Genomic DNA, 12756 nt, shown 5'->3' on the forward strand with positions numbered 1-12756 from the left:
TCAAGCAAGTAACTTTGCAAATCATACATTTTAACGGCTAAAATCATTGAGCTATGCGATATTATTTTTGAAACTTTAGGCTTGCTGTTTATGAGCGATTTTTTGGCTGTTTGCTACCAAACACACCCGTTCAATTGAATATTATCCACATAAAAGCACAAACCGCTCAGCATTCTACTCACTTTTTAGAGCATGCAACAATGACATGCTGGTTCACTAATTTAACCAAGATGCCGTAAAATAAGCTATTCACAGAGATACATTTAAATTACGCCTCAAATTAAAGGATTTCAACTGCATGAACATGACAGAAATCATGGCTGACCTATCTTCCCATACTCCAATGATGCAGCAATATTTAAGAGTGAAGATGGAGCATCCACATTCTTTAATGTTCTATCGCATGGGCGATTTCTACGAATTGTTTTTTGATGATGCTCACAAAGCCTCCAAACTTTTAGGCATTACCCTCACACATCGAGGTAAAACCAGCGGCAAGCCTATTCCAATGGCGGGCGTGCCCTATCATGCTGCCGAAGGCTATCTCGCTCGCTTAGTAAAAAAGGGCGAAACCGTGGTAATTTGTGAACAAATTGGCGAGGTAACAGGTAAAGGGCCTGTAGAACGCGGAGTGGTACGGATTATCACCCCAGGCACGCTCACCGATGATGCCTTGCTCAACAGTCATCAATCTTCCAATTTGGTTTCGTTATGCTTACAACAAAACCAAATTGGTATCGCATTACTAGATTTAAGTGCAGGGATTTTTAAAGTTCAGCAAATGGAATATTTGCCTGAACAACTCACGATTGAACTTTCGCGTTTAATGCCGAGCGAAATTGTGGTCGATGAAGATATTGTCGATCCAAATATCATCGAACAGGTTAAAAAGCAGCTTAACTGTCCTGTGACCAAACGTCCGAATGTCGATTTCAACCTAAACAATGCGCAAAAAACGCTTTGTGATCAATTTGCTGTATCGACACTTTCAGGTTTTGGAATTGATCATTTACCCTTAGCCAAAGCCGCAGCGGCAGCGTTAATTCACTATGCCAAAGAAACCCAAAAAACGGCTTTGCCGCATATTCGCAGTATTCAATTAGAACAAAGCAGCGATTTTATTGCGCTTGATCCTGTAACCCGACGTAATTTGGAATTAGTCGAACCATTATTTGAACACGGGACTTCTTTATTCCAACTCATCAACGATTGCCAAACTGCCATGGGTAGCCGATTACTGAGTCGTACCTTGATGCAACCTTTGCGTGATACGGTATTGTTAGATGCAAGACTAGATGCAATTCAAACACTCATACAAGGTTATCATGAATCTCCTGTGCGTTTGGTGCTTAAAGAAATTAGTGATATTGAGCGTGTGTTAAGCCGTGTCGCGCTCGGGAGCGCGCGCCCACGTGATTTAGTGCAACTGCGTCAAGCTTGTGCGCAAATTCCCTATTTACGTCATGCCTTACAGCCCATTGTTTCTACGCTGCAATCCACACTCATTCAAAGTTTGAATGAAGAACTCGGCGATTTTCACGGGCTACATCAACGGCTAATGCAGGCAATTGTAGAAAATCCACCTGTACTATTGCGTGATGGTAATGTCATTGCAGAAGGTTTTGACAGTGAACTCGATGAACTCCGTAAAATACGTGATCATGCAGGGCAATTCCTGATTGATTTAGAAATCAAAGAACGCCAAGAAAGCGGTATCCCAACTTTAAAAATTGGCTACAACCGTGTCAGTGGCTACTACATTGAACTCACTCGCGCCCAGGCTGAGCAAGCACCTGAACACTATATTCGTCGTCAAACTTTAAAAAATGCAGAACGCTACATCACTCCAGAGCTAAAAAGTTTTGAAGATAAAGTCTTGTCTAGCGAGTCCCGTGCTTTAGCACGTGAAAAAATGCTGTTCGAAATGTTATTGGATGAATTACGCCAAGACATCGCTCAATTACAAATGATGAGCAGCGCGATTGCACAAATTGATTTGTTGGCTAACTTTGCCCATCAAGCACGTTTACGCAATTGGGCGCGCCCTGAATACAGCCCTGAAATTGGAATTAAAATTACAGCAGGACGTCATCCTGTTGTGGAAGCTTTAAGCAAAACTGCATTTACACCAAACGATACTTTACTCGACTACAATCATCGTTTGGCAATTATTACTGGACCGAACATGGGTGGTAAATCCACGTATATGCGTCAAACTGCACTGATTGCCCTACTGGGCTATTGTGGCAGTTATGTGCCTGCCCAAACTGCCGTATTAGGCCCTATTGATCGCGTATTTACCCGCATTGGTTCTGCCGATGATTTATCAACAGGTAAATCGACCTTTATGGTAGAAATGACTGAAACTTCACAAATTTTACACCATGCAACATCACAGTCTTTAGTGCTGATGGATGAAGTTGGACGCGGAACCAGTACCTACGATGGCTTATCTTTGGCGTGGGCATGTGTGTTGGATTTAAGCAAACGCATCAAATGTTTATGTCTATTTGCAACGCATTATTTTGAATTGACCGAATTAAGCAAAGAATCAGGGGTGGATAACTACCACGTGACCGCCAAAGAAATGAATGGCAACCTGATTCTCTTGCACAAAGTACAACAAGGCCCAGCCAGCCAAAGTCACGGTTTGCAAGTGGCAAAACTGGCAGGCATTCCAGCCAACGTCATTAAAGAAGCACAAAACCGCTTAAGAATTTTGGAAAAACAGCAGCACAAAAATGTCAATTTAGCCGTTCAAGATGACCTATTTGCACCTACAACAAGCTCATCTGAACCTGAAGTGATTGAACGTGTAATCGAAGTAGAAAAGCCATCTGCGGCTTTAGAGTTATTACGCAGTATAGATGTCGATAATTTAACGCCACGACAAGCGCTGGAACAATTGTATGCTTTAAAGGAACAATTGAACGCTTAGCCGCTGTTATTTCTACAATATTTTTACCAAACAAAGACTCTTAATTGAGAGTCTTTTTCATTTATAAGTTTTTTTGATGGTTTTATCCCCCTTTTATCAAATTTAGCAGCACTGTCTATATCAAATATCAGTAAAAGCGATTGTTAGTTGTGGTGATTTTTGCCTAAAATAGACTATTCTCAATTAGAACCATATTGTTAGGTAGCCGTCGCCATGACATTTGTTGTCACTGAAAACTGTATTAAATGTAAATATCAAGACTGCGTTGAAGTTTGTCCTGTAGACTGCTTCTACGAAGGTCCGAACTTCCTTGTGATTAATCCAGACGAATGTATCGACTGTGCATTATGTGAACCCGAGTGTCCTGCCAACGCTATTTTCTCTGAAGATGAGTTACCCGAAGGTCAGGAAATATTTATCGAACTAAATGCCGAACTTTCACAGACTTGGCCAAACATTACACAAATTGGTGATCAACCTGCTGACCGCGAAGAATGGAATGGCAAACCAGACAAATTACAATACTTAGAAAAGTAAATTGATCTTGTTGTGAAAAAGATCAGCCCTGTGCTGATCTTTTTTTATACCTAAAACACACATTTGATTGCAATATTCTCAAATTTTTACCCGCATTTTCGATTAGAATACGGACACTTTAAATAAATATCTGATTTGCCTAATGAAGAAATTTTTCAAGGCGCTGTTTTCGTTCAGCATTGTTCCCATGCTCTTGGTGGCTTGTAGCTCAACCCCAAACAGAACAACAACGATTACCACGCCCGATGGAAAACGAATTTTCATTCCTCAAGAAAAAATCACCTACGAACGTCAGGTAGCACCTAAAATTGTGCCTTATTCTTATAATGCATGGGTGGCAGTGAGTGACAATTTACGCCAAGTTCGTGAATATGAACGCTTCTTAGAACAAAATGGTGTGGGCAATATTATTCCAAGTTTTGAATTAATGCGTACCGCACGTGACTGGCAACGCTGTGGACGTTCGCAGTTTATGATTCCAAGTCGTGAATTGTGGCAAAATCAGGTGCCTACCCTGCGTGTATTTAAATATTTAGTCGCTTCTAAAGTTTTAACCGACTTTGAAGTTACTTCTGTCTATCGAGATTTACCCCTGAATCAATGTGCAGGTGGAGCAAATTCTTCACGTCACTTATTTAACTCAGCCATTGATTTTAGAATTGGGCCACAATTCCCGAATGCCGAAGACTATGCCTATATTGAAAGTACCAAATACAGACTGTGTCAGTTCTGGCAGCAATATGGTCAAAGTTTAAACATGGGCTTAGGCTTATACGCTTCAGGACAAATTCATATTGATACACAAGGTTATCGAACTTGGGGGCCAGATTTAAGCCGCCATTCATCTATGTGTAATTTCTAATTCAGTGTTGTTTAGAATTAAATCCTAAAGAGGTCAAATTGACCTCTTTTTTTATTGCGAAATAGATTATCACCTGCTCCATTCCGCGAATAAATGTAAGCGTCCGCTGAATCCCATGCCTATTTTTTAATTTTGGTCGGATTTCCAGCGGTGTGGCAGTAATTCTTCTATTTGGGTCACTTTATGCGTCGGCAGCCTTTTCAGCACATCACTTAAATAGGCATACGGATCCAGGCCATTCAGCTTTGCTGACTGGATTAAAGTCATGATATTGGCAGCTCGTTGACCACTGCGCAGCGAGCCTGCAAACAGCCAGTTCTTGCGTCCTAAGGCCCAGGGACGCATCTGATTCTCGACCCAATTATTGCAAATCGGTAGATTGCCATCATCCAAATAGCGACTTAAAGCTGGCCAACGCTTAAGAGTGTAATTGATCGCCTTGGCGGTTGGAGAACTCGATGGCACTGTCAGATGATGTTGGTTGAGCCATTCATATAGTTGTTGCATCACCGGTTGACTATGCTGTTGTCGGTATTCGCGGCGGTGTTGCGCTGTACCATCGGTCTTTTTCCTGAGTTCTGCTTCTATCGCATACAGTTTCTGAATCAGCACTAATGCCTGTTCAGCGACCTGACTTTTTTGGGTCACATGCAGTTCGTGGAATTTACGACGTGCATGTGCCATGCAGCCCACCTCAATGACCTGACCTGATCTAAAGCGTGCTTTGTAGCCACTGTAATCATCACAGACCAGATGGCCCTGCCAATCTTTTAGAAAGGCTTCGGCATGTTCACCAGAGCGACTGTCTTGAAAGTCATAAATCACGGCTTGAATTGGATTATATTGGGTTGTTGCATAAGCCCAGACATAACCTTTCTTCGGTTTTTTCTCATTCTCACCCATCCGCATGATGGTGACCGGCGTTTCATCGGCATGCAGCACCCGCTGTTGTAACACCACCTCTTTTAAAGCATTGGCCAGAGGTTCCAGTTCCACACCGCAGCGACCTATCCAGTCAGATAAAGTTGATCTAGAAAGTTCGATTCCCGCCCGCTGATAGATCAGACGTTGACGGTACAGCGGCAAATGATCGGCATATTTCGATACCAAAACATGGCTGAGCAGTTCAGGTGAAGCAATGCCTTTATCAATCACATAGGCGGGCATCGCTTGCTGAGTCAGGGTGTCACACTGATCACAGACCCATTTACCACGCACATGCTGTTCCTTATAGAACTGTGCCGGTCTGAAATGCAGTTTTTCACTGACATCTTCGCCGATACGACGAAGTTGGCAGCCACAAGCACATTGGGTTGATGCAGGTTCATGCTCAATACGGATGGTGTGTAGATGATCTGGCAGTGGTCGACGTTTAGGTTTATTGGTTTTGGCTTTGTGTGTCACTGCATCGGTTTTATCTGCATTCAGCCGTTCCAGTTCTAGATCAACCGCGGCAATATCTTCTTCAACCGCTTCATCCCACAGGTGGATTTGTTTTGCAGTGAGATGTTCGTTTTTACTGCCGAATTTGTGCTTTTTAAACAGCGCAAGTTCATGCTCGTATTTTTGATTGAGAATGGAAAGATGTTGAACTTGAGCATCTAATTGCTGATTGGATACTTCAAGATGCTGAACTTTGGTATCTAATTGTTGGTTTGATTTTTCTAATTCTTGATTTGATTGTGCCAGAGACTGATGCTGCATTGCCAACTGTCTGGTAAATTCCAGCAGTTGTTCATGGGTCAGTTGGCTTAAATCAGGCAGCGTATTCATGACCGCAGTATGCCTGAGGTCATGAGAAGAATGAAATACAACATTTGGAGAATAGCAGAATGGACCAAGCTAGTTTAGAGCATTGTGACCACTTGCTGTCGTCCAATGCGCTGCCAAGGCAAACCCTGGATCAGTGCCTGTAACTGTTCCGGGCTGAGGGCTACGCTTTCACCCTGGTGAACTTTAGCCCAGTGAAATTTGCCCTGTTCCAACCGCCGGGCACACAGCCAGATGCCCAGTCCATCATGTACCAGCACTTTCATGCGATGGCCACGTTTATTACAGAACAGGTAGGCGCAATGCGGTTTAATGTAGCCAAAGGCTTTCATAATCTGCGCCATGACCGTATCCATCCCTGCTCGCATATCCAGAGGTTGGGTAGAAAGCCAGATTTCATCAATGCGGATCATGTTGCAAGTGCCTTGAGTAATTCTGCTAAAGCAGATATTTCTGATACTTGCCATTTCAAGCCAATTTCTGCTTTTGAGTGGGGTAAAGTAATTTGAACCGTTAACATGTCAGTAGGAGTAGGATCTAATGGTGCAGAGCAAGATAAGGCAATAAATGCAGGTTTATTCGGTAGTGGTGAGCGATCATTCCCTGGCTTAGCATCAATTAAGCGAATCCATTTGGATACAAGATTTGTATTCAATCCATGTTGCAAAGCGACTGAAGCAATTGAAACGTCCGGTGCTTTACAAGCCTGAACGATCTGCTGTTTAAATTCAGCACTGTATGTTCTTCGTTTTTTCGCAAGAGATGCGATGGATGTCTGGTGATTTGTAGTCATAAATTTTAGTCCCCACTTGTTTTTAAGTGGGGACTAAATTAAGGCTTATAGGATGAATTCATAAGGTGTGTTCAGCGGACGCTTACGAATAAATTGCACTCTGAGCAGAAAAGTTTACAATGCACACATCGCAACAAAGGTGAGCACGCTATGCAACAAATGTGGACGGATATCGATCACTATATCGAATCACATTTAATTCCCGAAGACCCAGTTTTGACGCAAACTTTAGAAAATACCGATGCCAAAGGTTTTCCAGATCACCTTGCAGTTGCGGCAAATCAGGGCATGTTGCTACAAATGCTCATTCAAATGAATCAATGCAAACGTGTGTTGGAATTGGGCACATTCGCAGCTTATAGCACAATGTGGCTAGCACGTGCGCTGCCTGAAGATGGTTATATACTCACGATTGAAGGACGTGATACCCATGCAGCTTTGGGACAGGAAAATATTGACCGCGCTCAATTAAAACAAAAGGTTGAATTAAAAGTTGGTCGTGCTGCAGAAATTCTAAAAGCTCTGCCAGAAGATACTGAAGCTTTTGATTTTATTTTTATTGATGCCGACAAACAAAGCTATCCTGAATATTTGGAACTGAGTCTTAAACTTTCACGCTCAGGTACAATTATCTTTTTAGACAATGTAATTCGTGCAGGGGAAATTTTAAATCCTGACAATCACAAACCAAGCATTGAAGGGATTCGTGACATGTTCAAAGCCATGCAAAATCATTCGCGAATTTTATCGTGCACAGCATTACAAACTGTAGGCAGCAAAGGACATGATGGCTTTGCTTTAGCGATTGTAAAGTAAAGTCCACACAAGGTTAAAAAACAACCTAAAGCAATTTTACATTATATATTATAATGTTACATATACTGTCCATACAGTTATCCACAAATTATGCGGATAACCATGGACAGTCAGCAAGCATTTACATCAGTTCAACTAAACAATCTTTTGAAATGATCTTTTTTGAATCATTTACGATTTTTACTTTGCCACCAACAAAGGAACAGTTGAGTTACGGAAAATATTGGTGGTAATGCTTCCCAAGAAAAATTGGTGAATTTTACTGTGACTAAATGCCCCCAGTACAATCAACTGAATACCATGTTCACGTTGATAATCTAAGATATTTTCAGCCACATCGCCATAACGATATTCAACCACCACATCTAAACCCGCTGCTGTTAAAAAATCTGCAGGTTCATTTAAAACTTCTGGGTGATCACCGACATAGAGCAAATGACATTGCAATAATTTAAGCAAATCACTTTGTGCAATTCGCTTCATCATTTTGATACAAGTTGGGGAATATTCATAAGCAAAAATAAAACGGTTTGGTGCTTTAAAATGCTCTCCGACAGTCATCACAGTACAATTTGCACCACGAATAAAGTTTTCGACATTACTGCCTAATGCCTTATTGCGTTCAGCAGATTTCTCGCCCACACGTCCAATCACCACAATATCTTCTTCGTTCAGCACACTAAAACTTTGTTCTAAAAAGTCGCCTTTTTCTTGAATGTGGGTAGGTACAATGCCGAACTTTTCCTGAATGATACTGGAAATGTGCTGCAATAAATTGTTGCTATAATCGAGTGCTAATTCACTTTGTTTTTGTTCTAATTCGGCTAATTCTTTGAGTAACATGGCATTACTTTCAAAACCAATCACGCCACTAATTTCCCCCAAATGATAACTGGCGGGGTAATAATCCAAAACTTGTAATAACACCAATTCACGTTGAGTTTGTGTTGCAATCCACGCAGCAGCTTCAGCAAGCGCATTAATACAAGGCGAAGAATCAATACAAGCAATTACACGTTTCATTGTTGCCTCTCTTACTGACTTTTGCAGGCTATTTTTTAGTTGTTATTTTTAACTTAACACAACTCGTGTTGCAGTGACATGAAAAAATGTAATGAAGTTTAAAGATTGAGCCTTGCTGCATCGTACTTATTCACGATAACGAATCAATCTGGCAGGATTTCCCGCCACGATTTCGCGCTCCTGAACATCTTTAGTGACCATGCTATTCATCCCAACGACTGCGTGTGCCGCAATCTTCACCCCATCTTTAACACCAACATGCGCACCTAACCAAACATCCTTTCCAATTTCAATGCCTTGTGAACGTACCGCTTGCTGATAAATCGGCTGATCTAAAGCCATGCCATGATCAAACGCATATAAATGACAATAAGCTGCGATACGCACCTGATCATGAAGCTTAATTCCGACTCTGCCACCATCTAAAATACAATGATGATTAATCGCGACTTCATTTCCAATTTCCAAAGGGCCATGCAAAGTGCAATCGGCGGCAATAAAGGTATTATCGCCAATCCTGATTTGACGTCCTGGCTCTGCAAAAATATGTGCCAAAGGGGAAATAAAACAGTTTTTGCCAATCTCCACCGTTTCCATTGCCATTAAATAAGCTTGATATTCCTGCTGCCAAGCTTCTGCCCATGCACGATGTTTAGGTTTTAATGACCAATATAACCACGGCATATAGTTTAAACGATGCTTATGCTGCTCACGGTATTTCAATAATGGATCAGGTGAATTTGTATCAGTCATCTTGATCATCCTCAAGGATTTTGAGTTGTTCACGCCCTCGGCTAATATCTTGTAATTTTAGTGTTAAAGGTTCTATTTGATGGACTTGCATGAATGCCTTTACCAACACGCCTCCGGCGGTGTAGTCTTCGCTGTACTCAATCTGCTGACTATTCAGCTCGTATTGTAAAATTGCCCACTCATTAAAATGACAGGCAAATTGCACGGTCTTTTTCTCAATCAGTTCTATTTTTTCTCCCAGAGCCAAACATTGCCCTGCACAACCTCCATAGGCACGTACCAGACCGCCTGTGCCCAATTTAATACCACCATACCAGCGATTCACCAAAACCAAAACATTGGTCAATTCATTGCCTTCAATCGTGGCTAAAATGGGACGTCCTGCCGTACCAGACGGTTCGCCATCATCATTAAAACGTAATTGATGACCAATTTTCCATGCCCAACATTGATGTGTGGTAGATTGATCACGCTGCTGTTCCAAAAAGGTTTTTACCGCTTGCTCATTATCTACAGGCACAGCAATTGCCTGAAATCGACTTTTTTTAATTTCTTCTTCAAAAGTGATGGTCGCAGCAATGGTAAATGGCATAACAATCCAGACAAATCAAGCAATCAAACACAAACTTGATAATTATAACGTGTTTAGCATGATAACGTATTTAGAGTTATAGCGTATTTGGACTGATAACCGCCATGAAAAAACCTTCTATCCTAAAAGGTATAGATGGTTAAAATAAAGTTTACATGACTTGCAGCAATCTAACTTTTGCAGCAAGCATGCGAAAACCAATAACGCTTAGAACATTCAAACTTTAAACAAAAAAGTCTTCTCCCAAATAGACTTCACGTACAATTTCATTTTCAAGAATTTCTTGCGGTGTACCTTCGGCAATCACTGAACCTTCACTAACAATATAAGCACGTTCACAAATGGCTAAAGTTTCACGGACATTATGGTCGGTAATTAATACGCCAATATTACGATCTTTTAAGGTGCGAATGATATCTTTAATATCACCGACAGAAATTGGATCAACCCCTGCAAAAGGCTCATCTAACAACATAAATTTAGGGTCAGCTGCTAAAGCACGGGCAATTTCTGCGCGACGGCGTTCACCACCCGACACACTCATCCCTAATGAATCTTTAATATGCGTAATTTTAAAATCTGCTAGCAATTCTGCCAACCGCTGCTGACGTTGCTGTTTATTTAAATCTTTGCGTGTTTCTAAAATAGCCATGATATTTTCAGAGATGGTCAACTTTCTGAAAATAGAGGCTTCTTGTGGTAAATAGCCAATCCCCTTACGCGCACGTTCATGCATGGCAAGGTCTGATAAATCCAATTGATCTAAATGGATTTCCCCTTTATCCATGCGCACCAAGCCTACAACCATGTAAAAACTGGTAGTTTTACCCGCACCATTCGGCCCAAGTAATCCGACAATTTCACCACTTTTCATTTGAAACGAAACGTCTTTTACCACCCAGCGTTTATTGTAGTTTTTGGCTAAATGCTTAATACATAGCGTTTGCGGATCACGCTGTATGCTGTCCTGTGTTGCGCTCATTTGATCCATTAATTACGCGCTCCTGGAAATGATTTTGAGCTTGAGGGTGGAATGACAATTTTTACACGCCCCGCATCCGAACCTGTTTTATTTGGTGTACCAATTGCTTCAACATCACCTTTGTTCATGCTATAGCGCAATGTATTACCACGAATACTAGCACCATCTTGTTCTAAAAGTGCACCACCCGATAAGGTAATAATGCCTGTTTCTGCATTGTAAACAATCTTTTGTGCTTGGCCTTTTGCTACACCTTTAGCAGGATCGGTTTTTTGCTGAAATTGTGCAGGTCTACCCGTTGCCGTAATGACACTAATTTCTTTTTTACTGTTCAGATTAGCAACAATCGAATCTGCCTGAAGTTTCATGGTGCCCTGCTCAATCACCACATTGCCTGTATACGTCGTGACGCCAGTACGTTCACTAAAGGTCGCACGGTCTGCCAATAAAGTAATAGGCTGACTGCGGTCTGACGGAATTGCCCATGCACCTGCCGATGAAAGCACGGCCAAGCCCACAAGTGCTGCTTGTTTTATCAACGCTTTAGGAGCTGTAAGCTTAGATTTATGGTTCATACTTTCCTCGAATATTAAAAAATTCGTATTGCCCGTCATTTAAATTGGCTTTTAAACCCTGACTGATAAAATCAGCCTGTGGGGATTGTACAGTCACTTGTTTGTCGGTACTGATTTCACGTGTTTTAGGAAACACATTTAACTCGACTGTTTCAAGCGTCAGCTTGCCTTGAGCGAGTAACTTGGTTGCCAGCACTTGATCTGACAACACAACCTTTTCATTGTCATTAAAACCTTGAGCCTGTTTAGCGAAAAAAGTGGCGTCCACCGCACCCGCTTTATACATAAATGCATTTAAGTTTTCCAGCTTAGACGTTTTTTGTTGCATGTCTTGCTCTAAACGATCAATTTGTGCACGCACATATAAATTGCCCTGCTCATCTGTTTGGGTGAGATGAATTTGCTCTGCCGTATAAGTCATAGAGCGGGCAGCGTCAGTTTCCAGTTTCTTGCCTTTACCGCTGTAATAGTAATAACCACCACTTACAGCTGCAATTGCAATCGCAGTAACATATAAAACTTTAGTATCCATAAGTGGGGCTGTAACTCAAACCTTTGAATATATGACTTAATTAATGAGGGATGCTGAGATATTTTTCAAGTAAGCTTTGGTACACACCTTTTGCAGTTAAAATCATATCGCAGATTTCACGTACCGCACCGCGCCCACCCATGGCCTGAGTGACTAAATCGGCACGACGACGCACTTCAATATGTCCATTTGGCACTGTGACTTTCATACCTGCAATCGAAAATGCAGAAAGATCGGGCCAGTCATCACCCATATAGAGACAGTCTGCTGGTAATAAACCCAAATTTTCGCAGACTTCCTGCAATGCAGTGCCTTTATCTTCACGTCCTTGGTAGACCAAATCTACACCTAAATCAGACATGCGTTTTTCTACAATATGACTTTTACGCCCTGTGATGATAATGACTTTAACACCTGCTTGTTGCACCAGTTTCATGCCTAAACCATCCCGAATATCGAATGATTTAATTTCATCACCGCTGTTGGTTAAGGTCACAAAACCATCACTTAGAATTCCATCAACATCTAAAACCAAAGCTTCAATATGACGTGCTTGCTCTAATAAAATATAAGATGCCATTGT

Annotated in this window: 14 protein-coding genes; 4 read left to right on the top strand and 10 right to left on the bottom strand. The window is 41.5% G+C overall.

Going from position 1 to position 12756, the window contains the following annotated elements:
- Positions 1–298: 298 nt before the first annotated feature.
- The 3 genes from mutS to K1T76_RS08020 all read left to right on the top strand — a co-directional run bounded on the left by mutS (position 299) and on the right by K1T76_RS08020 (position 4337).
- Positions 299–2938 carry a DNA mismatch repair protein MutS gene (gene mutS / locus K1T76_RS08010; protein ID WP_230245100.1) on the top strand — a complete coding sequence of 880 codons (2640 nt, stop codon included), beginning with the start codon at positions 299–301 and terminating at the stop codon, positions 2936–2938.
- Between the two features lie 213 nt (positions 2939–3151).
- Positions 3152–3475, top strand: a complete 324-nt coding sequence (gene fdxA, locus K1T76_RS08015; protein WP_070152070.1) for a ferredoxin FdxA — start codon at positions 3152–3154, stop codon at positions 3473–3475.
- A gap of 142 nt (positions 3476–3617) precedes the next feature.
- Entirely contained in the window at positions 3618–4337 is a 720-nt protein-coding gene (locus tag K1T76_RS08020; RefSeq protein WP_230245101.1) for a D-Ala-D-Ala carboxypeptidase family metallohydrolase, read from the top strand.
- Positions 4338–4463: 126 nt separating this feature from the next.
- Here the strand turns inward: K1T76_RS08020 and tnpC are convergent, their stop codons facing one another.
- The 3 genes from tnpC to tnpA all read right to left on the bottom strand — a co-directional run bounded on the left by tnpC (position 4464) and on the right by tnpA (position 6900).
- On the bottom strand, positions 4464–6110 hold the full coding sequence (gene tnpC / locus K1T76_RS08025; protein ID WP_230245102.1) for an IS66 family transposase: 1647 nt from the start codon (positions 6108–6110) through the stop codon (positions 4464–4466).
- A gap of 74 nt (positions 6111–6184) precedes the next feature.
- Positions 6185–6520, bottom strand: a complete 336-nt coding sequence (gene tnpB / locus K1T76_RS08030) for an IS66 family insertion sequence element accessory protein TnpB (protein WP_171489061.1) — start codon at positions 6518–6520, stop codon at positions 6185–6187.
- On the bottom strand, positions 6517–6900 hold the full coding sequence (gene tnpA, locus K1T76_RS08035; protein WP_004691518.1) for an IS66-like element accessory protein TnpA: 384 nt from the start codon (positions 6898–6900) through the stop codon (positions 6517–6519). Before tnpA ends, tnpB begins: the two co-directional genes overlap by 4 nt.
- Positions 6901–7050: 150 nt before the next feature.
- Here tnpA and K1T76_RS08040 point away from each other — a divergent pair, with 150 nt between their 5' ends.
- Positions 7051–7716: an O-methyltransferase gene (locus K1T76_RS08040; RefSeq protein ID WP_136144534.1), complete on the top strand. Its 666-nt coding sequence runs from the start codon at positions 7051–7053 to the stop codon at positions 7714–7716.
- 180 nt (positions 7717–7896) lie between these two features.
- Here the strand turns inward: K1T76_RS08040 and K1T76_RS08045 are convergent, their stop codons facing one another.
- From K1T76_RS08045 to K1T76_RS08075, 7 genes are all read right to left on the bottom strand, one after another.
- Positions 7897–8739, bottom strand: coding sequence for a universal stress protein (locus K1T76_RS08045; protein ID WP_136144533.1), 843 nt, complete (start codon positions 8737–8739; stop codon positions 7897–7899).
- 126 nt (positions 8740–8865) lie between these two features.
- On the bottom strand, positions 8866–9492 hold the full coding sequence (locus K1T76_RS08050) for an acyltransferase (RefSeq protein ID WP_230245103.1): 627 nt from the start codon (positions 9490–9492) through the stop codon (positions 8866–8868).
- A complete protein-coding gene (locus K1T76_RS08055; protein ID WP_230245104.1) occupies positions 9485–10084 on the bottom strand; it encodes an IMPACT family protein in 600 nt (199 codons plus the stop codon). The genes K1T76_RS08050 and K1T76_RS08055 overlap by 8 nt, the downstream gene beginning before the upstream one ends.
- 223 nt (positions 10085–10307) lie before the next feature.
- Positions 10308–11066 carry an LPS export ABC transporter ATP-binding protein gene (gene lptB, locus K1T76_RS08060; protein WP_171257405.1) on the bottom strand — a complete coding sequence of 253 codons (759 nt, stop codon included), beginning with the start codon at positions 11064–11066 and terminating at the stop codon, positions 10308–10310.
- Positions 11067–11074: 8 nt separating this feature from the next.
- Positions 11075–11641, bottom strand: coding sequence for a lipopolysaccharide transport periplasmic protein LptA (gene lptA, locus K1T76_RS08065; RefSeq protein ID WP_070152089.1), 567 nt, complete (start codon positions 11639–11641; stop codon positions 11075–11077).
- Positions 11631–12173: an LPS export ABC transporter periplasmic protein LptC gene (gene lptC, locus K1T76_RS08070; RefSeq protein ID WP_230245105.1), complete on the bottom strand. Its 543-nt coding sequence runs from the start codon at positions 12171–12173 to the stop codon at positions 11631–11633. The genes lptA and lptC overlap by 11 nt, the downstream gene beginning before the upstream one ends.
- Before the next feature lie 40 nt (positions 12174–12213).
- Complete coding sequence (locus K1T76_RS08075) at positions 12214–12753, bottom strand: KdsC family phosphatase (protein WP_230245106.1); 540 nt, start codon at positions 12751–12753, stop codon at positions 12214–12216.
- Between the last annotated feature and the right edge of the window lie 3 nt (positions 12754–12756).

The sequence above is a fragment of the Acinetobacter sp. PW68 genome, assembly GCF_020982655.1.
Lineage (GTDB): Bacteria > Pseudomonadota > Gammaproteobacteria > Pseudomonadales > Moraxellaceae > Acinetobacter > Acinetobacter towneri_A.

Excerpts from the sequence above, each read along its gene's own strand:
- mutS (WP_230245100.1), top strand. The coding sequence starts at position 299 with ATGAACATGACAGAAATCATGGCTGACCTATCTTCCCATACTCCAATG.
- fdxA (WP_070152070.1), top strand. The coding sequence starts at position 3,152 with ATGACATTTGTTGTCACTGAAAACTGTATTAAATGTAAATATCAAGAC.
- K1T76_RS08020 (WP_230245101.1), top strand. The coding sequence starts at position 3,618 with ATGAAGAAATTTTTCAAGGCGCTGTTTTCGTTCAGCATTGTTCCCATG.
- tnpC (WP_230245102.1), bottom strand. The coding sequence starts at position 6,110 with ATGAATACGCTGCCTGATTTAAGCCAACTGACCCATGAACAACTGCTG.
- tnpB (WP_171489061.1), bottom strand. The coding sequence starts at position 6,520 with ATGATCCGCATTGATGAAATCTGGCTTTCTACCCAACCTCTGGATATG.
- tnpA (WP_004691518.1), bottom strand. The coding sequence starts at position 6,900 with ATGACTACAAATCACCAGACATCCATCGCATCTCTTGCGAAAAAACGA.
- K1T76_RS08040 (WP_136144534.1), top strand. The coding sequence starts at position 7,051 with ATGCAACAAATGTGGACGGATATCGATCACTATATCGAATCACATTTA.
- K1T76_RS08045 (WP_136144533.1), bottom strand. The coding sequence starts at position 8,739 with ATGAAACGTGTAATTGCTTGTATTGATTCTTCGCCTTGTATTAATGCG.
- K1T76_RS08050 (WP_230245103.1), bottom strand. The coding sequence starts at position 9,492 with ATGACTGATACAAATTCACCTGATCCATTATTGAAATACCGTGAGCAG.
- K1T76_RS08055 (WP_230245104.1), bottom strand. The coding sequence starts at position 10,084 with ATGCCATTTACCATTGCTGCGACCATCACTTTTGAAGAAGAAATTAAA.
- lptB (WP_171257405.1), bottom strand. The coding sequence starts at position 11,066 with ATGAGCGCAACACAGGACAGCATACAGCGTGATCCGCAAACGCTATGT.
- lptA (WP_070152089.1), bottom strand. The coding sequence starts at position 11,641 with ATGAACCATAAATCTAAGCTTACAGCTCCTAAAGCGTTGATAAAACAA.
- lptC (WP_230245105.1), bottom strand. The coding sequence starts at position 12,173 with ATGGATACTAAAGTTTTATATGTTACTGCGATTGCAATTGCAGCTGTA.
- K1T76_RS08075 (WP_230245106.1), bottom strand. The coding sequence starts at position 12,753 with ATGGCATCTTATATTTTATTAGAGCAAGCACGTCATATTGAAGCTTTG.